General features: G+C 34.2%; 22 protein-coding genes. 16 read left to right on the top strand and 6 right to left on the bottom strand.

What is annotated here, in order from left to right; genetic code table 11:
• The first annotated feature begins 35 nt into the window (after window positions 1–35).
• The gene (locus tag ABD730_RS15470; protein ID WP_344715819.1) at window positions 36–446 is read left to right on the top strand and encodes a hypothetical protein; all 411 of its coding nucleotides are present in this window, start codon (window positions 36–38) and stop codon (window positions 444–446) included.
• A gap of 218 nt (window positions 447–664) precedes the next feature.
• Here ABD730_RS15470 and ABD730_RS15475 read toward each other — a convergent pair whose 3' ends face one another.
• From ABD730_RS15475 to xdhC, 3 genes are read right to left on the bottom strand one after another with little or no spacing between them, the layout of a single operon-like run.
• Window positions 665–1,150 (bottom strand): nucleoside-triphosphatase, encoded by a 486-nt coding sequence (locus tag ABD730_RS15475; protein ID WP_344715821.1) that lies wholly within the window; start codon window positions 1,148–1,150, stop codon window positions 665–667.
• Window positions 1,147–2,289 carry a hypothetical protein gene (locus tag ABD730_RS15480; RefSeq protein WP_344715822.1) on the bottom strand — a complete coding sequence of 381 codons (1,143 nt, stop codon included), beginning with the start codon at window positions 2,287–2,289 and terminating at the stop codon, window positions 1,147–1,149. The genes ABD730_RS15475 and ABD730_RS15480 overlap by 4 nt, the downstream gene beginning before the upstream one ends.
• A gap of 7 nt (window positions 2,290–2,296) precedes the next feature.
• The gene (xdhC, locus tag ABD730_RS15485) at window positions 2,297–3,079 is read right to left on the bottom strand and encodes a xanthine dehydrogenase accessory protein XdhC (RefSeq protein ID WP_344715824.1); all 783 of its coding nucleotides are present in this window, start codon (window positions 3,077–3,079) and stop codon (window positions 2,297–2,299) included.
• A 177-nt stretch (window positions 3,080–3,256) separates the two neighbouring features.
• On the opposite strand from xdhC, the gene ABD730_RS15490 reads away from it, so the two are divergent.
• From ABD730_RS15490 to ABD730_RS15550, 13 genes are all read left to right on the top strand, one after another.
• Window positions 3,257–3,592, top strand: a complete 336-nt coding sequence (locus tag ABD730_RS15490) for an arsenosugar biosynthesis-associated peroxidase-like protein (RefSeq protein ID WP_020895861.1) — start codon at window positions 3,257–3,259, stop codon at window positions 3,590–3,592.
• A 69-nt stretch (window positions 3,593–3,661) separates the two neighbouring features.
• Window positions 3,662–4,717, top strand: a complete 1,056-nt coding sequence (gene arsS, locus ABD730_RS15495; protein WP_334465298.1) for an arsenosugar biosynthesis radical SAM (seleno)protein ArsS — start codon at window positions 3,662–3,664, stop codon at window positions 4,715–4,717.
• 70 nt (window positions 4,718–4,787) lie between these two features.
• Window positions 4,788–5,468, top strand: coding sequence for a DUF2064 domain-containing protein (locus ABD730_RS15500; protein WP_344715829.1), 681 nt, complete (start codon window positions 4,788–4,790; stop codon window positions 5,466–5,468).
• Window positions 5,469–5,557: 89 nt separating this feature from the next.
• Window positions 5,558–8,752: a SusC/RagA family TonB-linked outer membrane protein gene (locus tag ABD730_RS15505; protein ID WP_344715831.1), complete on the top strand. Its 3,195-nt coding sequence runs from the start codon at window positions 5,558–5,560 to the stop codon at window positions 8,750–8,752.
• Between the two features lie 82 nt (window positions 8,753–8,834).
• The gene (locus tag ABD730_RS15510; protein WP_344715833.1) at window positions 8,835–10,277 is read left to right on the top strand and encodes a SusD/RagB family nutrient-binding outer membrane lipoprotein; all 1,443 of its coding nucleotides are present in this window, start codon (window positions 8,835–8,837) and stop codon (window positions 10,275–10,277) included.
• Between the two features lie 6 nt (window positions 10,278–10,283).
• Window positions 10,284–11,624, top strand: coding sequence for a sodium:solute symporter family transporter (locus tag ABD730_RS15515; protein WP_344715835.1), 1,341 nt, complete (start codon window positions 10,284–10,286; stop codon window positions 11,622–11,624).
• A 25-nt stretch (window positions 11,625–11,649) separates the two neighbouring features.
• Window positions 11,650–12,477 carry a metallophosphoesterase family protein gene (locus ABD730_RS15520; RefSeq protein WP_344715837.1) on the top strand — a complete coding sequence of 276 codons (828 nt, stop codon included), beginning with the start codon at window positions 11,650–11,652 and terminating at the stop codon, window positions 12,475–12,477.
• A 30-nt stretch (window positions 12,478–12,507) separates the two neighbouring features.
• The gene (locus ABD730_RS15525) at window positions 12,508–13,002 is read left to right on the top strand and encodes a rhodanese-like domain-containing protein (RefSeq protein WP_344715839.1); all 495 of its coding nucleotides are present in this window, start codon (window positions 12,508–12,510) and stop codon (window positions 13,000–13,002) included.
• Complete coding sequence (locus tag ABD730_RS15530) at window positions 12,995–13,624, top strand: TIGR04282 family arsenosugar biosynthesis glycosyltransferase (RefSeq protein ID WP_282030517.1); 630 nt, start codon at window positions 12,995–12,997, stop codon at window positions 13,622–13,624. Before ABD730_RS15525 ends, ABD730_RS15530 begins: the two co-directional genes overlap by 8 nt.
• Window positions 13,617–14,429 (top strand): purine-nucleoside phosphorylase, encoded by an 813-nt coding sequence (locus tag ABD730_RS15535; protein ID WP_282030516.1) that lies wholly within the window; start codon window positions 13,617–13,619, stop codon window positions 14,427–14,429. Before ABD730_RS15530 ends, ABD730_RS15535 begins: the two co-directional genes overlap by 8 nt.
• 72 nt (window positions 14,430–14,501) lie before the next feature.
• Window positions 14,502–15,410 carry a sterol desaturase family protein gene (locus ABD730_RS15540; RefSeq protein ID WP_282030515.1) on the top strand — a complete coding sequence of 303 codons (909 nt, stop codon included), beginning with the start codon at window positions 14,502–14,504 and terminating at the stop codon, window positions 15,408–15,410.
• A gap of 27 nt (window positions 15,411–15,437) precedes the next feature.
• Window positions 15,438–16,298, top strand: a complete 861-nt coding sequence (locus ABD730_RS15545) for a DUF547 domain-containing protein (RefSeq protein WP_344715844.1) — start codon at window positions 15,438–15,440, stop codon at window positions 16,296–16,298.
• Window positions 16,299–16,330: 32 nt separating this feature from the next.
• Window positions 16,331–17,083 carry a TIGR04283 family arsenosugar biosynthesis glycosyltransferase gene (locus ABD730_RS15550; RefSeq protein WP_344715845.1) on the top strand — a complete coding sequence of 251 codons (753 nt, stop codon included), beginning with the start codon at window positions 16,331–16,333 and terminating at the stop codon, window positions 17,081–17,083.
• A 7-nt stretch (window positions 17,084–17,090) separates the two neighbouring features.
• Here the strand turns inward: ABD730_RS15550 and ABD730_RS15555 are convergent, their stop codons facing one another.
• On the bottom strand, window positions 17,091–17,825 hold the full coding sequence (locus ABD730_RS15555; protein ID WP_334465332.1) for a metallophosphoesterase family protein: 735 nt from the start codon (window positions 17,823–17,825) through the stop codon (window positions 17,091–17,093).
• A gap of 171 nt (window positions 17,826–17,996) precedes the next feature.
• Here ABD730_RS15555 and ABD730_RS15560 point away from each other — a divergent pair, with 171 nt between their 5' ends.
• The gene (locus ABD730_RS15560) at window positions 17,997–19,526 is read left to right on the top strand and encodes a carboxypeptidase-like regulatory domain-containing protein (RefSeq protein ID WP_334465335.1); all 1,530 of its coding nucleotides are present in this window, start codon (window positions 17,997–17,999) and stop codon (window positions 19,524–19,526) included.
• A 69-nt stretch (window positions 19,527–19,595) separates the two neighbouring features.
• On the opposite strand, the gene ABD730_RS15565 is transcribed toward ABD730_RS15560, so the two are convergent.
• Window positions 19,596–20,873 carry a BamA/TamA family outer membrane protein gene (locus ABD730_RS15565; RefSeq protein ID WP_344715847.1) on the bottom strand — a complete coding sequence of 426 codons (1,278 nt, stop codon included), beginning with the start codon at window positions 20,871–20,873 and terminating at the stop codon, window positions 19,596–19,598.
• 59 nt (window positions 20,874–20,932) lie between these two features.
• On the bottom strand, window positions 20,933–21,940 hold the full coding sequence (locus ABD730_RS15570) for a glycoside hydrolase family 113 (RefSeq protein ID WP_334465341.1): 1,008 nt from the start codon (window positions 21,938–21,940) through the stop codon (window positions 20,933–20,935).
• A gap of 97 nt (window positions 21,941–22,037) precedes the next feature.
• Here ABD730_RS15570 and ABD730_RS15575 point away from each other — a divergent pair, with 97 nt between their 5' ends.
• Window positions 22,038–23,342, top strand: coding sequence for an NAD(P)/FAD-dependent oxidoreductase (locus ABD730_RS15575; protein ID WP_344715849.1), 1,305 nt, complete (start codon window positions 22,038–22,040; stop codon window positions 23,340–23,342).

Raw genomic sequence — 23,342 nt, forward strand, 5'->3', positions numbered from 1 at the left:
TTATTTACAGTGCTGGTGACACTATTGCGGCACTCTTGTTAGACGAGTTCTCATGGCATCGCTTACTAGGCATGATGTGTATTGGTGCTACTTTTTATGCGTTTGAAATCCCGAATTATTTTGATTGGATTGTAAAAACAACACAGTTTAGAAAAGGGGCTAAAGCCACATTAAGTAAAACTATTTTAGCAATAGCCTATTTTAACCCCTTGTGGATTGCCAGACATTTACTGTTTATTAAATTATTTTCAGGTCAGTTTGACGCTATTGGTTTTAACCTTTTAGAGATTGCGTTTTGGTCGTTTTTGGTGAATATTCCTATTTCTTTTATGGTAAATTATATTATTCAAAATCGATTCCAACTCAAATGGAGGTTTTTGGGATCTGCCGTTTTTTCTGCTTTAATGGCGATTTATTATGCTTTGAGTGAGACTATTTTTTCTTAACCAATTCCTGCAAACGCAGGAATCTCATTAATGAGAAGAAAAATACTATCGTACATATTCCTCTAAGGTTTTTAAAACCAGACAGGTATGAAAGTTAATTAACAGCAACAAAGTTTTTTAAAATCATATCAAGATAACAGCCGAACAAATAGATTATATGTTCTTGCTTACCAGACCTGCTAGGTTTGAAAAACCTGCTAGGTCTTAGGTCTTCAGGACTAATTCAGTGTTTCTAAATTTACTTTTGTGAGAATCCTATATTTCTCTATTGAATAATGCGTCAAAACAGCATCCAACAAATAATCTCTAACAACAAGAATGAGGTGCTTGTTTTCATTAGTTTCATAATTAGGAATCAATCTTTCTGCTGACAAATGCAAGCCTTCTTTCTTCAATTCCAACTTCCCTAATTCATCAATAATAAGATACTGCGATTCGTTTTCAGAAGCGACAGCTAGTAAATAAGTATTCGCTTTTTCAAAAGCCGATTTTAAAAATTTAAAGTTTCCTATTTCAATGATGGCTTCAGTGTCAAGTTCAGTTTCAAGTTCAAATTCATTCTTAGATTTTACTTCTAGAAAATAGCGCTTTCCTTCAGCATTATCAGGACATAATACTCCATCAACATCATCACGGTTTTTACACCATTCTTGTAAAGCTGTTGTTTTTCCTGTTCGGATATCACCTCTGAGGATATATATCATTCTGAAGGCACTTTAAAGTGAATACAATTAGAAATACTATTCGCCATAAAATACTGGAATCGCGTGTAGCCTTTTAAATGTTTTGTGTCTTTCCATGTGAATGCAATAATTTGACGGAAATACGGAAACAAGTCCATCGCATTCGCAATATCCTCTTGATATTTAGATTCTTTTTTTCGAAGATATTTCCGAACCACTTTCAACAAAAAAGGACCAATTACTAGATACCAAAGCATTAAAATCAAGAAACTTCGTAAGACGATATAAATGGCTTTTTGCCACCCGAAAAGCGGACCACCAAATATTGAAAAGGCTAAAACCATAACCGCAACAGTGCCCAACCACACCCAAATGACTTTCGTTTTAAAAGCTACTTTTTTGGTTTTCTTATCAAGTTTATCCGTTTCAAGGTGAAGATAAAAATCAGTTTCTTTTTTATTCGAAATAATCTTAATCGTGTTTTTAATAAAAATCCCAGCTAAAATTCCGCAAATCCCATAAACCAAAAGATAGGTGGTGACTAAAACTGATGTTGTAGAGGTTTCTGAAACAAAATCTAATTTTTTCTGAACCCAAGCTCCATAAATATCAATGGCTTCCCAGAGGTTTGTTCCGTAAACAATGGTTAGTATTAATAATTTTTGAAGGGCCGATTCTAAAAAGGTCACCATTCCTAAAACCATTATCGTAGCTCCTTTCCATGAGAAATTAGAAAATAAAATCGCTCCCAAAACCGCTTGAAAACTCACAGCAACATAAGCTCCGAATGGAGAATATGGACTCACTGCCATTTTAATAATTAAGACAATGACCAATGCTTTTAAGATGGCTTGCCATTTATTTTCGGCATAATAGGCAATTAAACTAATGAGTAAAATGGACACGCCACCTACAATCAATCCTGTAAATGGCGAATTAAATACATGCAAAAAACCTCCTAAACCGGACTCGTTTAAAGCCCAAAGTGCTGTTAGTTTTTCTATGATGGACTTGTTGTTTTTCATGCTACTTCCCGTGAAAACGGAAATCTTTTTAAGTTTTTCATTATTCAAAAACACCCCTAATGAGCTTCGCTCGCTATCTTCATCAAAAGCTATCGCTTTTATTTCAATAATCCTCAAGGGGACAATCTTATTCAAATAACATTTATTTTTCGATGGTACATTTATAATGCACTTGAAGTAATTGGGAGACCACACTAATCGCGATTTCTTTTGGTGTATCGCCTCCAATATCTAATCCTATTGGACAAACCACATTTGTCATCCCTTCAGGAATATCCATCTCTTTAATCAACATAGTATTGAATCTTACTTTTTTTGTTTTGCTTCCTATTAGTCCTAAAAATTTAGTTTCATTTTGCAAAGCCATGGTTATCAAATCAAAATCGATGGCGTGATTATGCGTTAACACTAATACATAACAATTAGGTCCCCATTTCACAGCATCTTTAAACGATTTAAAATCGGTTTCATTGGCTTGATGCGTCGTTACACTGCTGTCTAATTCTAAATTAGAAAACCAATCGTCACGTGAATCTATAAGGTTCACCTTAAAAGGTGTATCGACTAAAAGTTTGCAGATTTCAACACCAATATGTCCTGCTCCAAATAAAAATAATTCTGGTGATTGATTCATAGGTTCTATGATAAATTCTACTTTTCCTCCGCAACATTGTTCAAATTCTGGACCTAAAGTATAGGTGGATTCAATAATTCTATTCTCTTTTAAAGCAACGATAGCTTCGTCTATGGCTTTAAACTCAAGCTTCCCTCCTCCTATGGTTCCGTGAATATCTTTGTTCTCAGTCACAAGCATACGCGAACCCACCACACAAGGTGTTGACCCTAAACACTTCGTTACCGTTATAAAGGCAACAGGTTTTTGCTTTTGTTTAAATTCAGAAAGTAATTCAATCCAGTTTTGCATTTCTAATAAAAAAAAGAGAATTTAAAAGTAAGGTTTTTTGATTGAAATGCTCTTCTATTTTTAAAACTAGCGTCAAACCTTTTAATAGAAATCAATCTTTTAAAATTTTCTGTAATCTTTAAGATTTAACTTCGACTTAATCGTTATATTGATTTTTCTAAATCAAAAAATAATTTTATGTCGAAACCATATTACGATGCTGCGGATTTACGCAAGTTTGGAAAAATTACCGAATGGAGTGAAGAATTAGGAACTAAATTCTTTGACTATTACGGAAAAGTATTTGAAGAAGGCGCTTTAACAGCGCGTGAAAAATCACTCATCGCTTTAGCTGTAGCGCACACAGAACAATGTCCGTATTGTATAGATGCTTATACAAAAGACACCTTACAACGTGGTATTACCAAAGAACAAATGATGGAAGCCATACATGTTGGAGCAGCAATAAAAAGCGGCGCAACTTTAGTGCATGGCGTACAAATGATGAATAAGGTTAATAAACTTGATGGATAATGTCTGGTCGAGTACAATTGAGACCTAAACCTCTCAACTGCGCTCGAAAAGACAACTTTAAAATAATATATGGCAACAAAGTCCCTAAAGAAACTCGGAAATAACTTAGCACAAAGCAATAAACAATTAGAAATACTTTCTAATGGCATCTTTAAAAGTGGTGAATTACCAACCTTTAAAGATAAAATTTCAGAAACAAGTCAGTTTCCTATTAAAGCAAAAAAACTAGAAATTCTACAGATTAATGTAGGTTACATGTGTAACCAAGTTTGTGATCATTGCCACGTAGATGCTGGTCCGGACAGAAAAGAAATTATGACGAGAGACACCATGAGACAATGTCTTGAGGTGATTAAAAATTCTGGAGCACACACACTAGATTTAACTGGTGGAGCACCAGAAATGAATCCTGATTTTAGATGGTTTGTAGAAGAAGCTGCTAAAGTCGGTATTAAAGATTTTATTGTACGTTCTAATTTAACCATCATTAGAGCCAATAAAAAATATTACGATTTACCAGAATTCTTTAAAAAGCACAATGTACACGTGGTAAGTTCTATGCCACACTGGACGCGTGGAAAAACGGATAAACAACGTGGAGATGGTGTTTTTGATAAATCTATAAAAGCCTTACAAGAATTAAATGCTGTGGGTTACGGAATGCCAGGAAGTGACCTAAGATTAGATTTGGTTTACAATCCGTCTGGAGCCTTTTTACCAGGTGATCAAGTTGCAATGGAAAAGGATTTTAAAAAGGCATTGATGGACGATTTCGGAATTGAATTTCATAATCTATTTGCCATTACAAATTTACCTATCGCACGATTCTTAGATTATTTAATCGCTTCAGAAAATTACGAAGATTACATGTATTCTTTAGTGGAAGCTTATAATCCGGCTGCTGTAGAAAATGTGATGTGTACCAATACCTTATCGATTAGTTGGGATGGGTATTTATTTGATTGTGATTTTAATCAGATGTTAGAATTACCCGTTAATAGTAAATCGAGACACATATCTGAATTTAACGAAGAATTATTAGAAGGACGAAATATTGTGATTTCGCAGCATTGTTACGGTTGTACTGCTGGTGCAGGAAGTAGCTGTCAAGGTGTTGTAGCATAACAAAATTCCTGCGAAGGCAGGAATCTCAGATTTAAACCAATTAAAATTTCTGCCTTCGTAGGAATACATAATGAAGAACAAAACCGCCATATTAATCTTTGCAAATTCTGCAGAAAAAGAATTGACTTCAAAATCAATTTCTTCTTCTGACTTCTTTAATTTGCTTGATTCTGATACTGTAAAAACGGTTAAGAAAACGAATTTACCTTATTTTCATTTTTCCGAAAAAGAGCAAATAGGTAGTTCATTTGGCGAGCGCTTTACTAATGCCATTGAAGCTGTTTTTAATAAGGGCTTTGAACATGTTATTTCTCTCGGAAACGACATACCTCATCTTAGAGCCAATCATATTCTAAAAGCGACTCAGAACTTAGCAACTTCAGACTATGTTTTAGGACCTTCAACCGATGGTGGTTTTTATTTGATGGGTTTCAAAAAAACACATTTTAATAAAACTAGTTTTCAGAATTTACCTTGGCAAACCGCTAAATTAAGACAGCGTTTAAATACCGAATTACAACATCAAAACGAAAGTGTTTCTTATTTAGAAATACTCACAGATATTGATGATGTTTCCGATATCGACTCCGTTTTAGAAAGTTTTAAAACTTTAGATTTTAAGATAAAACGATTATTACTATTACTTCGAAAAACAATTAAGACCATTGTAACGTCTACTTCCGTTTTTCAATATGCTACAGTCTTTAAATCACCATACAACAAAGGCTCACCAATATCACTTCATCTATAAAGAGGGATTTTAAAGCTATTAAAGTCCAAGAATTTTTACAACTAACGATTCTCACATCTTAAAAAATTGCCACGTTTTGTGGTCGTGATATGAAGTACATTTACTCATGCTTACTGCTATGCCTATGTCTATTGGGCAATGCGCAAATTACAATTACTGGAACCGTCACCGATGCTGTTTCAAACACACCTTTGCCGTTTGTAAACATCTCGTCTAGCAATGGCAATGGAACAACAACAGACGAGCAAGGCACATATAGTATTGTCGTTAATTCAAATTCAGAACAACTTACCTTTTCCTTTTTAGGTTTTAAAACACAAACCATTAGTGTTAGTAATACAACTGTAATCAATATTGCACTTGAAGAAGATTCCGCAGCTTTAGACGAAGTTGTCATTACTGCCTTAGGTTTAGAACGTGACACCAAAGAATTGGGTTACGCAGTTCAAGCCATTTCTGCTAAAAAATTAACGGAAGTAAAAACGGTGAACTTTCTAGACAACCTACAAGGTAAATTAGCCGGAGTTACCGTAACGCAAGGCGCCACAGGTGTTGGTTCTTCTTCCAAAATTACGATTCGAGGCGAAGCGTCCTTTTCTAACAACAATCCTTTATTTGTAGTTGATGGTGTCCCTATAAATAATGAAACGGTTTTTAATTTCACAAACGAAGCTGCAGCCGGATTTCAAGAAATTGATTTTGGTAATGGCGCCATGGAAGTCAATCCTGACGATATTGGTTCTGTTACCGTTTTAAAAGGTCCAAGTGCCGCAGCATTATATGGCACAAGAGCGTCGAATGGTGTTATCGTTATTGAAACCAAAAACGGCAAAAACAAAAGAGGTTTAGGTATTAGTTTTAATTCCTCTCTTTTTGTGGAAACAGCATTTAGACTACCTGATTTTCAAAATTCGTATGGTCAAGGAAATTCTGGTCAGTTTGAATATATTGATGGCCTTGGAGGCGGCATTAACGACAACATCACCTATTCTTGGGGACCACGATTAGACACGGGTTTGTTAATTCCGCAATTTGATAGTCCTGTGCAATTATCAAATGGCACTTTTGTTAGAGGTGGAGATACTGCGCTTTACGATGGTTTAGAAATCACAGCAACACCTTTTAAATCGAATCCGGATAACTTGAAGGATTTTTATGAAACTGGTGTTACAACCATTAATAATATTTCAGTTTCTAATGGATTTGATTCAGGTAATTACCGATTGTCTTTTACTGATTTGAGAAGTGAATCGATTATTCCTGGCGTGAATTTAGACCGACAAACCATTGCTGCCAAATTAAACTTTAAGCCAAGTGACAATACCGAAATCAATTCATCTTTTAGCTACATAAATTCTAGTAGCGACAATAGACCATCCAATGGTTATGGAAGTGAAAATGCGAATTACTCTTTAGTAGCTTGGGGACCACGTTCTTTAAATATTGAAAATCTTAAAAATTATTGGCAACCGGGTTTAGAAGGCACACAACAATATTCTTTTAACTACACGTTTTTTGACAATCCGTATTTTATCTTAAATGAGAACACCAATTCCTTTAATCGCGATCGTATTTTTGGAAATCTATCCATTACACAAGAACTGACTAAAAATTTAAGCATATCCTTAAGAACAGGAATGGATTATAGTACTGAAAAGCGTGAATTACGCAGAGCATACAGTAGTAATCGTTTCAGTAACGGTGCTTATGCCGAGCATGATGTGATGTTTAGAGAGATTAACACCGACTTTCTCATCAACTACAACAATCAGTTTGAAGACTTTTCACTTGATGTCTTTTTAGGTGGAAACAGACTGAACCAAACCGCATCAACTAAACAATCGCAAACGGTTAATTTAGCACAACCCGGAATTTACAATTTAAACAATGCGGCATCACCAATTGAAGTATTTCAGTTTGAAAGTGAAAAGCGAATTAATTCATTTTACGGCATTGCAAAACTGGGTTATAAAGATTATTTATTTTTAGATATTACAGGAAGAAACGATTGGTCTAGTGCTTTAGCGACACCTTTTTCCGTGGATGGCACTTCGTTCTTCTACCCTTCTGTGTCATCGAGTTTTATTTTATCTAATATTACGGAATTGCCAGACGTATTTTCGTTTGTAAAACTTAGAGCAAGTGTGGCACAAGTTGGAAATGATACTAGTGCTTACCAAACTTCAGGTGCTTTTGTATCGCAAACCCCTTATAATAGTCAACCCACATTTAGCGATCAAAATTTCATCCCAAATGCCAATTTAAAACCAGAACGCACCACCTCTTATGAATTTGGTACAGACTTACGTTTTTTTGAAAATAAATTGCGATTAGACGTCACCTATTACAACGCCAATACCGAAGACCAAATTATTTCTTTACCTGTGGCTATTTCTTCGGGCTACAATCAGCAAGTGGTTAATGGTGGAAACGTAAATACGCAAGGTGTAGAAATTATTTTAGGCATTACACCTATTCAAACCGATCATTTTAATTGGAATAGCACTTTCAACTTCGCAACGAATCGTTCTGTAATTAAAGATTTACCACAAGCTGATGGCAGATTAACATTGGCTTACAGTAGAATTTATGATAGTGCCAACCAAACCGTTTGGTTTCAAGTGGAAGAAGGAGGACGTGTTGGTGATTTCTATGGAACAGGTTATGAAAAAAACGAAAATGGTGAATTTTTAATTGATGATGAAGGTCGATTTATCGCAGATAATGATTTAAAAAAATTAGGGAATTACAATCCTGATTTCACTTTAGGCTGGAGTAACAATTTCAATTATAAAAATTGGAATATCAGTTTTTTATTCGATTGGAGACAAGGAGGCGAAGTCGTTTCTAGAACACGTGCTTTAGGAAATGTTGGTGGTCAATTAGCAGAAACCAGTTACAGACCAGATGCTGGTATTGTTGCGCAAGGTGTTAATGTAAATACAGGACAGGCAAATACCGTAGCGGTTTCGGCAGAAAGTTATTACCGACAGTTTTACGATAGAAATCACGAAGAAAACAACGTTTACGACGCTTCCTTTTTAAAGCTACGTCAATTTTCCATTGGCTATACATTCAATATAAAAGATGGCTTTTTAGGATTAAAAGAAGGTGCTGATTTAAGCCTTTCGTTAGTTGGAAATAATCTATTTGCGATTACTGAGAATCCGCATTTTGACCCAGAACAATTAGCGGTTCAAGGGAATGGTTTTGTAAGTGGTGTGGAAGATATGAGTTATGCGACCACACGAAGTATTGGTTTTAAAGCCGGATTTAATTTCTAGTTCTCACAACAATGAGAATCTCAAGAATAGTGAACAAAATAATAAGCTTCCCTTTTTTAAGGGAATGAAAATAAAATTTTCAATGAAAAAAATTATATATATCGTTTCGGTTTTAAGCTTGATTTTTACCACAAGCTGTACCAAAGATTTTGAAGACATTAATACCAATCCAAATGCACCAAGTTCTGTTCAGCCTAGTTTATTACTGCGACAAGTGATTTACGATTTTGGCGAAAACATGAGCTACGAAGGTTTTGTTGCTGGCGATTTATTAGCGCAACACAGAACCGCTTTAGATTTTAATTTATTTGATAGACATGCGCTAAAATCACCACAATTGGGTGGTAATCCTTGGCCTATTTTTTATACCAATTTAAGAGATAATGAGATTATTCTCAACCAAGCCAGAACCACAGAAACCTTTGCTGTTTATGAAGGTCCTGCTTTAATTCTTAAGGCTTATATGGCTGCTGGTTTAACCGGTTTATTTGGAGATGTGCCTTATTTTGAAGCTTTTAATGGCATTAACGGTACAGTAACACCAGCATATGATTTGCAAGAAGAGATTTACCTCAATGAAAACGGCATTTTAGACAACTTAGATAAAGGCATTGCGGCTATTGAAGCCTATACGGATGTGATTCCGTTAGAAGGAGATATTTTATTTAATGGCAACTTAGACGCTTGGATAAAATTCGCGAATGCTTTAAAAATTAAACATTTGGTGCGTATTTCAGATAAAATTGATGTTTCTAATGATTTACAATCCCTTTTTGATGAAGGTAATTATATCACTTCCAACAGTGAAAATGCTATTTTCAATTTTACCAATACAGACCCAAACAGTTTTAGGTTAGCACAATTACGCATTGGTGATTTCAACAATTTTGTCTTATCCGAAACAATGGAAACGATTTTAGTCGGTTTGAATGACACACGACTTTCAAGTTTATTCCGACCATTTTCTAATTCAACTGCCAATGAATTTAATGGCTTGCTAAACGGTATTGACGCATCCTCAACGTCTATTGCTTTAGCTAATTATTCTCTAGCAAGTACTGCTTTTCGAGAAGACACCTCAACTTTAGACGCTAATTTTATTACCGCTTGGGAAGTGCAATTTGCCTTAGCCGAAGCGGCTGCCAAAGGCATTATCAACGCAGATGCACAAACGCTTTATAATTCCGGAGTCACTTTAGCTTTCGAATATTGGAACACAGCATTACCTGCAGATTACCTCTCTGGTCCTGCGGCTTATGATGCAATTGGTGCAAATCCGATGGAACAAATCTTAACGCAGAAATGGATTGCTAATGTGATCAATGGTTACGAAGGTTGGATAGAATACCGAAGAACAGGTTTCCCTCAGTTACAAACTATTTCAGCAAGTTTAAACAATGATTTAATTCCGATTAGAATGCCTTATCCTGCTGAGGAAGCAGCTTTAAATTTTGAAAATTACAGTGTTGCAGCAACCGCAACAGACAACAATAGTATAAACGTACCGGTTTGGTGGAATGAATAAACACACATGGATATAATTAACTGGCAATGGACCTTGATAATCGTATCGAGTTTACTACTCTTTCTATTATCACCATTAGCAAAAACTACAGACGAATTTTTTAAGGCGGTTCATAAAAAGAAAGCACCTAATAGTTTAGTGCTTACAGGAAGTCTTATCATTTCTTGGATTTTTGCCAAGAGCATTACCAACGCCGCCAACTTAGGTTTAGACTTTGGTATTGTTGGTGGCGTTGCGTATGCTGGTTATTATGTATCCTTTGCTGTCGCTGGTTTACTAATTTACAAAATGCGCGTTGTTGGTGGATTTAAAAGTATTCATCAGTTTTTAACCACCAAATTCGGAAAAGGAGCCATGGCTTTATTTTCTATTCTGATTGCCATCAGGTTATTCAATGAAGTTTGGAGTAACACGATGGTTATTGGTAGTTATTTTGGCGAAACAGGCAGTTCCAATTATTATTGGGCGATTATTGTTTTTACCATTTTGACTCTAGCGTATGCGATAAAAGGAGGCTTAAGCAGTTCTATTTTTACCGATGTGATACAAATGGTATTATTTGGTATTCTGCTCATGGTAATTTTATGGAATATCTTTTCTATAGAAACCTTTAACGTTACTGATGTGGTAACTTCTGGTACGTGGAGCTTTGAATTGGGTTTGAATTTATTTTTCGCTGCCATTATTCAATCGTTTAGTTATCCGTTTCACGATCCGGTTTTAACAGATAGAGCCTTTATTAGTTCACCAAAAGTCACCCGAAAAAGCTTTTTATGGGCAAGTTTATTAGGTGCTATTTGTATTATACTATTTAGTGTTATTGGCGTCTATGCACAAACCCAAGGCTTTAAAGGTCAAGCCGCTGTAGAAGTCGGCAAAGCATTTGGTGTGGTTATTTTATTAGTCATTAATTTTATAATGATTACCTCAGCCGCTTCAACATTAGACTCAACGTTTTCATCATTTTCAAAATTATTGGCGATTGATTTAGGTATGGTTAACGATATCACCTTTGGAAGAGCATCCATGGCAGCTATTGCTATATTAGGCACACTACCCGTTTTTCTTGAAGCCGAAATTTTATCCGCAACCACCATATCAGGAACCATGGTTATTGGTTTAACACCTATCTTTCTGTTTTGGAACATTAAAGTACCCAAAATGAGTTTCTATTTGAGCGTTATTACCGGATTAATATTTGGATTTATCTTGGTTTTTAATGTGTTTCCGGAAGCCTTAATTTTTACAGAAGGCAAGTATGCCGATTTACTTTGGGTGAATATTTGGGGAATTTTAAGTTGTAATATTTTATATTTCATACCGAAATGGTTGAAATCAAATAAATAAGATGTCCACTTTCGTGGAAAATGTTATGAATAAAAACATAGTTGACATAGGAGAACTATCGGGTAAAGTATTACTCTTTGGTGGTGTTTACAGTAATCTTCAAGCCCTTGAAGCATTAATTGCTGTGGCAGAACATGAAGGTATTCCACCTGAAAATTGTCTTTGCACTGGCGATATTATTGGTTATTGCGCACAACCCGAAGAAACCATTCAGACATTTAAAAATTGGAACGCCAGAAGTATTGTTGGTAATGTAGAAATACAATTACGTGATGATGAAGACGATTGCGGTTGCGATTTTAGAGAAGGTTCACGATGCGATGGTTTTTCACAACAATGGTATCCTTATGCGAAGAGTAAACTCTCTAAAGATTCACTTAACTATCTTGAAACGCTTCCAGATCATATAAAATTCACAATGGGAAATCAAAAGGTGACTGTTGTACATGGTTCGTATTTTAATGTTTCAGAATTTATTTTCAAATCAACAGCTTGGGCTACTAAGCACTCTAATTTTGAAGCTACTGAAAGTGATATCATTATTGCTGGTCATTGCGGTTTACCTTTCAAACACAAAAACAATAATAAACGTTGGATAAATCCTGGTGTCATTGGTATGCCTGCTAATGATGGAAATCCCAATGTTTGGTTTGCTATTTTGGATGACTTGACAAAACCTTTGCAGGTAAATTTTCGTAAGTTAGACTATAACCATACGCTCACTAACAAATTAATGCTAAACGGATTACTTCCAGAATCTTATGCAAAAACGATCGTTTCAGGGATTTGGGACAACATGGAAATTTTACCTGAAGTCGAAAAACAGCAGCAAGGAAAACCACTAGAACTGTAAGGTTAACCAAATTATTTATACTAATCACAAATGCGAAACCTCATTATCTTATCGTTTTTACTCTTAAGTTGCTTTGGAAATAGCCAAGAAACCCTTCATGAGTTATTGAAAATTCATAATAAAGAGCGTATTCCTTATATTTCTGTTCAAGAATTGGCCATGCCAAAAACGAATGCTATTCTACTGGATGCCAGAGAATTTAAAGAATACAATGTAAGTCATCTTGAGGATGCTATACATGTTGGCTACGATAATTTCGATTTAGATACTGTTATAAAATCACTGCCTGATACAACATCAACTATTGTTGTATATTGTTCTGTTGGTATTCGATCTGAAGACATTGCAGAACAACTTAAAAAGAAAGGCTACACTAATGTTTACAATTTATTTGGTGGTATTTTTGAATGGAAGAACAACAATTTTCCCGTATATAATTCCGAAGAAAAGGAAACAGATCACGTACACGCTTACTCTAAAGACTGGAGTAAATGGTTATTAAAAGGCATTAAAATCTATGAATAAATCACTTGTTATTGTGTTTGTCAAAAACATAAAATTAGGAACTGTAAAAACAAGACTCGCTAAAACCATTGGCGATTTTGGTGCGTTTGAAGTGTACACCGAATTGGTAAAAATCACAGAAAAAGCAACTCAGAAATTAGACATAGATAAACGCATTTATTTTTCTAATGCTATTGTAGATGACCAATGGAAAGGTGAATTTAAAGCGGTACAATATGGAGCTGATTTAGGTGAGCGCATGCTTAACGCTTTTAAAGATGGATTTGATGCTGGCTATAACAACATCGTATTGATTGGTTCTGATTTACCAGACATTCATTCTACACATATAAAAAATGGATTAGAGGCCTTAAATACGAGTGAAGTGGTTTTTGGTCCAGCAGAAGATGGTGGTTATTATTTAGTAGGCATGTCTAAATTGAATACCGAAATTTTCACCAACAAACCATGGAGTCAACCCAATTTATTTCAGTTAACGTTACAAGAGTTACAGAGTAATCAAATTTCAGTTGGTATCTTGGACACTTTAAACGATATTGACACCTATGAAGACTTAATTGCTTCAGACTTTTATAAATCGAACATCAAATTACAAGAAAAAATACAGCAACTCAATGATTAACCAAATAACAGAAAGCACAGCATATTTACAAGGCAAAGGCTTTGATCAACCCGAAATCGGCATCATTTTAGGTACCGGTTTAGGACAATTAGTTGATGAAATTGAAATTATAGCCGAAGCAAGTTATAATCACATTCCCAACTTTCCTACAGCAACCGTAGAGTTTCATAAAGGCAAACTTATTTACGGCATTTTAGAAGGTAAAAAGGTAGTTGTTATGCAAGGTCGTTTTCATGTTTATGAAGGTTACACGTTACAAGATGTAACGTTTCCGGTAAGAATTATGGAAAAACTAGGTATAACAACCTTATTGGTTTCTAATGCTTCCGGAGCCATTAATCTCAATTATAAAAAAGGAGAATTAATGCTTATTGACGATCATATTAATCTTCAAGGAGGTTCACCTTTAGCGTTTAAAGGCGTTTCAGAATTAGGAGAACGTTTTGCAGACATGAGTGCACCTTATGATGCCGAAATTAATGCGAAATTTGAAAGCATTGCTAAAGCACACAATATAACGTTACACAAAGGTGTTTATACTAGTGTGGTTGGCCCTCAACTTGAAACACGTGCCGAATATCGCATGTTAAAAATCATGGGATCTGATGCTGTTGGCATGAGTACGGTTCCTGAAATTATTGTGGCAAATCACCTGAATTTAAAAGTTGCTGCCGTTTCTGTATTAACAGACGAATGTGATCCAGATAATTTAAAACCCGTTGATATTTCTGAAATCATTGCTATGGCCGAAAAAGCAGAACCAAATATGATTACGCTTTTTAAAGAGCTGATTAAGACCTTATAAAAAAAAGACCTGCAAGGATTTAAAAACCTTGAAGGATAACAAAAGACATTCCTGCCTACTCAGGAAGCACCTATGGAAAAGTATATAGACCTCATTAAAAATTCCTATTCAGGATACTGGAATTACCTCAAATACGAACTCATTGACCTCAATCATTGGGACAACTTTTTTTATGGTCTCATCCTTATTTCTGTTTTAGTTTGGATTCTTGAAATTGCATTTCCTTGGAGAAAAGAGCAAGCCTTATTCCGAAAAGATTTTTGGCTAGATACATTTTACATGTTTTTCAATTTCTTTTTGTTGAATCTTATCGTTTTTATTGCTTTATCTAATACGGTTTCAGAACTGTTTAATGATGTTTTAGGTCTTATTGGACTATCTGTTTCTAGCTTTCAACTTTTTGATGTTGATGAACTCCCGAAGTGGTTAGGCTTATTTATCTTTTTTATTGTTTCAGATTTTGTACAATGGAATACGCATCGGCTTTTACACCGTTTTGAATGGTTATGGAATTTCCATAAAGTGCATCATTCTGTAAAAGAAATGGGCTTTGCCGCACACTTACGTTACCATTGGATGGAACCTGTGGTTTATAAATCTATACTTTATATTCCTATTGCTATCATTGGTGGTTTTGACGCACAAGATGTGGCTATTGTTTATTTCTTTAGCATTGCTATTGGTCATCTTAACCATGCTAATTTGGGTTGGGATTATGGATTTTTAAAATACATTTTTAATAATCCTAAGATGCATATCTGGCATCATGTAAAAGAATTACCTGAAGATGTAAGGTATGGTGTAAACTTTGGACTAACGTTAAGTCTATGGGATTACATTTTTAAAACCGATTATATACCACACGATGGTAGAGATATTGAACTCGGTTTTGAAGGTGATGAAAATTTTCCTAAAGATTTTTTAAAACAAGAATTGTATCCTGCGTTTTCAAAAAAACAGGACATCAAGAGTTCAGAATAGTAAATCTAACACCTAAAAACACCATACATGAAATATTTATCAGCCTTAATTGTCACCTTAATATTTACGTTATCGTGTAGTGGATTGCAACAAACAACTCAAGATAAAGCTATAGAAACAAATACTTCTGAGGTTGTTTTTACAGAACAAAAAAAAGACAATAATTCTACTAAAATAAGCTTAGGGGAAGATGGTAGCATCAGTGATGATGGCATTTCAGTAACTACAGAGCTTATTTATACGGAAGCTTTTGATCATGCTATTTTTAATGCATTGTTAAAAAAGTATGTTTCAGAAAATGGAAATGTAAATTATAAAGGTCTTAAAGCTGAATCAAAAACTTTACAGCGTTATATTGATTTATTAAAATTATACCAACCTAATGATGATTGGACTAAGAACGACAAACTCGCTTACTGGATTAATGCATACAACGCTTTAACCATAGATTTAATCCTCAGAAATTACCCAACAAAAAGTATAAAAGATATTAAAGATCCTTGGGATCAGCGTCTTTGGAAATTGGGTGATACTTGGCAAAATCTAAACGATATTGAGCATAAAATACTAAGAAAAATGAATGAACCTAGAATTCATTTTGCTATTGTTTGTGCTTCTGTATCGTGCCCAAAACTTCAGAATACAGCATTTACAGCTTCAAACTTAGATGCACAATTAACCAATGCTACAAAAGAATTTTTAGCGGATACGTCTAAAAACGAATTGTCTAAAGACAACATCAAGATTTCAAAAATATTTAAGTGGTTTAAAAAGGATTTTGAGCAAGATGGTAGCTTAATTGATTTCTTAAATCAATACTCAGACATTACCATTTCAGAATCTGCTAAAAAAAGCTATACCGATTACAATTGGAATTTAAATGATTAAAACTACGATCATTAATTTATCGTAAGTACTGTATGATTAGTATAATTATTCCTGTTTTAAATGAGGCTGATACTATTAGCCGTTTGTTAACACATTTAATAGAGAATTCGTCGTCTAAGAACATTTCTGAAATTATAGTGGTTGATGGAGGTAGTACAGATGGTACTTTGGACATACTTAGACCTGTCAGGCTTCAAAAACCTGACAGGTCTGAAGTGAATTCAAACCAATCAAAAGGTCTCAACTGCGCTCGACCAAACATAAAGTTACTATCTTCAGACAAAGGAAGAGCAAAACAAATGAATTTGGGTGCAAAGCATGCAATTGGAAGTATTTTATATTTTCTTCATGCCGATTCTTTTCCACCTAAAGATTTTGATCAATTTATTCTAAATGAAGTTCAAAAAGGTAATCAAGCAGGTTGTTTTAGAATGCAGTTTGACAGTAACCATTGGTGGTTACGTTTAGCCAGTTGGCTTACCCAATTTTCTTGGCGTGCTAGTAGAGGTGGCGACCAAAGTCAGTTTATTACAAAAACACTGTTTAACGATATTGGTGGTTATAACGAGAACTATATTATCTACGAAGACAATATTCTGATTAATGAATTGTATGCCCGGAATGAATTTACGGTTATCAATAAGAAATTGACAACCTCAGCACGACTCTATCGTAAACATGGTGTTTGGAAACTACAATATCATTTTTGGACGATTTATGTAAAAAAATGGTTTGGTGCGTCTGCTCAAGATCTACTCTATTATTACAAAAAAAATATTTGTTAAGTATTGCTTACTTTTTCTTATTTCGTCCTATTTCATTTGGATACAAATCCATTAGTTTATCACTTTGAAAAATGGCTTTTGTATCAATATCTATAGCAGATAATTTCCCTGTAAAGGTGGCTCCTGTATCAACATTCCAGACATTAGCACAATGCATTGGTTGGTCTTCACCAAAATTAATGGTTGGTGTATGACCAATATAAATTTCAGAATAATGCTTTAAGCGATTAGGATAACGCACTGATCCTTGTTTGATATTTTTATCTAGCGTTAATGCCATTTCCCAAAGCGTTCTATCAAAATAGAAGTTTTCTTTATGTAATTCGCGCTCCACACCATGCATAGATGTAAAACCTGCATGAAGAAATAAGCGATTTTCAGCATCAATGTGATATAAGGCCATAGCGTCAAAAAAATCGAGATGTATTAGTTTTTCTTCTTTAGAAAATGCCTCATAACTTTCAATAGTTTCTTTTCCTCCGTTATTAAACCAAATATCATTTACAACACCCGAAGCCAACCAATTTTGACACCATACATCATGATTTCCTTTTATAAAAATACAGGTATTTGTTTTAGACAACTCAATTAAATATTGAATGACTTGAGCCGATTGACTCCAACCATCAACATAATCTCCTAAAAAAATCAATGTATCCTCTGAGCTAACGTTTGCTCTTTCTATAATTTGAATTAAACCTCTTAATCCTCCATGTATATCTCCTACGGCTAATATTCGCATTTTATTTCTATTTTTATTAAAGTTGACAGTTCATTTTAATTAAAATGACTCTTAAATATTCTTAAAGTTGTTAAATTTAAGATAAATCTTACTTAATAAAAGTTTAAATCGGGTTTATAAAATCCATCAATCTTATACTTTGGCTGTAAATCAACCAATCAATCCTTCATCATGAAAATCAATCAAATCATCATTGCGATTATCCTATGCATAGTGTCGCAATCTTACGGACAGGAAACTTTTTCTTCAACATTATTAGATGCAAAAACAGAACAACCCATTCCTTTTGCAACTATTCAATTTAACTCAAAAACAGGTGTTATTAGTAATGATAATGGGGAATTTAATATTACAATTAAACGTGCTATTAGAGCAACAGACTCATTAATGATAAGTTGTTTAGGGTATGAAGAAAAACGAATTTCACTATTTAACTTCAACAATTCTCCTATTTATTTAGAATCAAAATCTGTGGATTTATCGGAAGTGCTAGTCACCAATAAAAATTACACCATCGACGAAGTTTTAGATAAAATAAAAGAAGGCTTAACGGTAAATTACGACTTCAGCTATAACAAACGTAAACTCTTTTATAGGACATCCTATTATACTGAAATGGACAAATACGATGTGAGTTTAGAAAAATCGACCATACCAGAATTCAACCAGCAATTCATAGATAGTTTGCTTCATATAATGCCTAAAAACAATAGTAATCACACTGAAATTTTAGGTGAGATCTACGGTGAAATTGAACCAAAGGCCTCTCAAAAAATGGAGATTCTAAAAGCTTGTCGTTTATATGATAAATCTAAAGACATTAACCTAGATAATTATGAAAAACGTTTTAATGACATCTTTAAAAAGTATGTAAAACGCGATTCGTATTTTAAAATAAAATCGGGTTGGTTTAGTGTAAAAGAGGAAATGGATTCTTCATTATTTGGAGATACAAATAAAAAAAATGAAGCCGCTACAGATGCCTTACTTGCCGAACAAAAGAAAAGAGATTCTATTCGTAAAATTGGCTTTTTACATTGGCGAAAAATGATGATTCATAATTTTGAAAACAACAACTTTATTGATGAAGATAATGATCTTAACTTTATTCATAAATCGAGACGTTATGAATTTGAAATTGCAGATTATGCATATATCAATGATATGTTTGTGTATGTGATTCCGTTTAAGCCCAAACGCAGTGAAGACTTTTCTGGTACCATGTATGTGAATACTGAAGATTTTGCAGTTGTAAGAGTTGATTATAAAAATGTAAAACCACTAAGTAAGTTTTCTCTTCTTGGCATTTCCATGAAAAAATACTTAAAGGAAGGCACAATCATCTTTCAAAAAAATGACAATGATAAATACACTTTAAAATACAGAGATGAGTCTTTAGGCGAACGCGTTGGCATTAAACGACCTTTTAAAATTGTAGAGAAAAATAAAAATGTAAAAGGCAGACGTAAACAAAATGAATTAAAAGGAGACATTCACTTTATCGTTAGAAATATTGAAAAAACAGAACTTGTAGTTTTTGAAACTGATGCCATATCTGAATCAGATTTTAAAAATTTCAAAGAAAAATCACTTGTTACTCCAACCCAATTAAACCAATACGATCCTGAGTTTTGGAAGGGTTATAATATTATTGAGCCTAATAAAGCTTTAAAAGAATTTAAAGCCATTGATATGGAATAATAAACAAGAACAATACATTGGGATAACAAAACAAGCTTCGAGCAGAGCTCTTGCTTGTTTTGAGTCTCGTTAAAAATACTGCCCTATTCCAAAGACAATACCATTATTCGCTTTTTTTCCTATTCCAACACCATAATCTATACGAAAGACAGCATTAAAAATACGCTTGTGAATAAACCGAACACCTAAACCAGTGAATGCGCTTGCTTTTTCTCCTTCAATTAAATCTCCGAGATTACCACCTGGCTCTTGCCACGTACCAGCATCGATAAACGCATTGGCTTGCATGGCAAACCATCCTTTTTCTAGTATTGTATGTCTATATTCTGTATTTAATACTACAGAGGCCGTACCTCTATCAATGGTATTTCCAACTCCTCTTAAGTTAAGTTGATTATCTAATGCAAATGGTGCAAATGGAGTTGTATCATTAGTAGCATATCCTAAACGAAGTCTATTAGCCCAATTTCCTTTATTACCAATACGTTTAAAATATTCAAAATCGTTTCTACCAATAAAAAAGTTACGTAACAATGCGTTGTCACCATTAGAATGCAATGTAAAACTGTAAGTAAAAACACTTCTAAACCCATCTATGTATTGATACTCATTGGTAATATTGTTATGCTCGTACTCACCAACAACCCTTACCCTATCGACACCTAATTTTTCTGGAATGCTTTGAGGTAGATTTCCGCTCAAATAATTATAATCTTCATTAGCGACGTTTATACCAATTTCGAATCTATTCTTAAAATTATGTTCATACATCAATCTTAATTCAAAGGCACTACTTGTGGATTTATAATTAACATCACGTCCATCTTCAAAAAAGATAGGATCTTGTAATACATTGTTTTGGTAATTAATACCGACTCCTAATTTTCTTGTAAATAAATTGGGTGCCTCCCAATAAAACCCATAAGAATCAAACACATTTCTCGCATAAAACCCACCCAATATTTGGTTTTGCCCAAGAAAGTTAAAATCGAAAACAGATGTTCTAAATGCAAAATCATCATTATTATCTTGAGATACATTTAACCCAGGAATAATAGCAAAATTTTCAACAATCGTATAGATAAGTCTGTAGTTTTCATCTTCAATTTTTTCTAATTTTGACGAGGCACTAGCAACAGAAGCTAACAACTTAAAACGTCTTACATCTGCAGCTATTATAGTAGAATCTACTACGCTTCCTCTTTTTACAAAAGCTAAACGTTTTAAAAACTTAGTCTTAGTACGTTTATTGCCTTCAATTTCAACCTCAGTAATGACGATATCTTGTGAATAGCTTAAACATCCTAAACAAAGTATTACTATAAATAATATTAATTTTAAGTTCATACATATTAGTAATTGAACTCTCAGACGTTAAATATATTATAGCATTACAAAACTTTAAATTAAAACTGACTATAATGCGCCTTTATAATGTCTTCAACGGGCTTATTCTGTGGAGTAAACTGATTGTCTTCTAATCCTCCAGCTTTATTATGTTCTATAAACCATTTCCATAAATAACCACCAGCAAACCAATCTTCTTGCCATACGGCTTCAAATAGAGCTTGGGTGGCATTGTTTTGAGCTTCAAAATTCACTGAAGTCATAGAACGATCATAGCGCCAAGGTTCTTTAGCAGAATAATCAACACTTCTATAACCAAACTCTGTAAATAAAATAGGTCGGTCTAATTTTTCAGAAAATGCTTTTAAACCTTGTGTGTGTTTTTCCCAACCTTTTATACAATCTTCAATTGTTGGTGTTTGCATATCGCTCACCGGAAAATAAGCATCAATGCCTACATAATCTAATTCTGACCAAAACGGTGTGGTCCAGAATTCATCCCAATTAGCAGCGTAAGTTAGTTTCCCTGAATAAACCGCTCGAATCTCCTTAATTAATTGCTGCCAATACTCTGGTCTATTTTTAACAAATTCTTCAAGTTCAGTGCCAATACAAAACACTTCTACGTTTACCTCTTCTGCCAATTCTGCATATTCAAGAATAAAACTAGAGTATGAGGACTCTAATAACTTCCAATCTGCTTCAGTATTCATTTTTAATAAACCTGTAAATTCACCATGCCAAATCCAAATTTGAGGTTTTATCATCACCTCAATATGGTCTTTATGTAACGTTTTTATGTATTGTTTAGCACCAGCTCTAGTCTCTCCAAACCATTGACGCTCTGTATTATGAATTATTTCAGGATGATTAACATCTTTTATAAAACCAAAAGGCATAATAGCTGCAGCATTGGCATTTATATTAACAACCGGTTTGGTATGTGTACTATCAATAGCATCCCTAGCCGCAACAAAACTGACACCATTTATTTTTAAAGGCTTGTATTTTGCAGCAGCACAACTTATAACAATGATGCTTAAAAGGAAGTAAAAAAGATATCGCATACTATAAAATTATGCCTAAATTTAAAGAAATTCGACTAATAGATTAAGGTTTTAACAAAAGCTTCGACCTATAGTCCATATCAACAACCTCAATTATATGGAACACATCGTTATTATTGGCAACGGCATTTCTGGAGTTACGCTTGCAAGACACGTCAGAAAACTATCCGATAAAAGAATAACTATCGTCTCTGCCGAAGCCGATTATTTCTTCTCTCGTACAGCATTAATGTATGTTTATATGGGACATATGAAGTTTGAACACACACAACCTTACGAGAATTGGTTCTGGAAAAAAAACAGAATTGAACTCAAAAAAGGTTACGTAAAACAGGTTGAAACAGCAACTAAAACACTTCATTTTGCCGAAGGTGATACGCTTCAATACGATAAATTAATTATTGCAACAGGAAGTAAACCCAATAAATTTGGTTGGCCAGGACAAGATTTAAACGGTGTAATGGGCATGTACCACAAACAAGATTTAGAAAATCTAGAAGTACATGCACCCAATAATGAGGTATGCAAACGTGCTGTAATTGTTGGTGGTGGATTAATAGGTATTGAATTGGCTGAAATGTTGAATAGCCGAAGTATTCCTGTAACATTTCTTGTTAGGGAAGACAGCTTTTGGAATGGTGTATTGCCTAAAGGAGAAAGTGAAATGATTAATAGGCACATTAAAAATCATCATATCGATTTACGACTTTCTACAAATCTGAAAGCCATTAACTCAGACGATAATGGCAATGTAAAATCGGTTATTATTGAAGAAACCGGCGAAGAACTAGAATGTAATGTGGTTGGCTTAACTGCAGGAGTTACACCAAATATTGATTTTTTAAAAGATTCTGATATTGAAATAGGACGTGGTGTTAAAGTGAATCGTTTTTTGGAAACCAACATTCCAAATGTCTATGCTATTGGTGATTGTGCCGAACAGCATGAAGCTATTGGAAACCGAAGACCAATTGAAGCCGTTTGGTACACTGGTCGTATGATGGGTGAAACCTTAGCACAAACCATTTGCGGAAATAAAATGGAATACAAACCAGGCCATTGGTTTAATTCTGCTAAATTTTTAGATATCGAATATCAAACCTATGGTTGGGTATTTGGCGAACGCGGACGACCAGAATACGAACAACATTTTCATTGGAAACATGAAGACGACACCAAATGTATAACTGTTGCTTACGATAAAAATACCCATAAATTTTTAGGTATTAACACCTTTGGAATTAGAATGCGCCATGACGTTTTTGATAAATGGCTTACTGAAAAACGCGACATGGATTACGTCATGAATCACCTCTCTGAAGCCAACTTTGATCCTGAATTTTATTCAAGATTTGAAAACGAAATTTTAAAAGCCTACACTAACCAGTTACAACCAGTATAA

Source organism: Winogradskyella damuponensis (genome assembly GCF_039538385.1).
Lineage (GTDB): Bacteria > Bacteroidota > Bacteroidia > Flavobacteriales > Flavobacteriaceae > Winogradskyella > Winogradskyella damuponensis.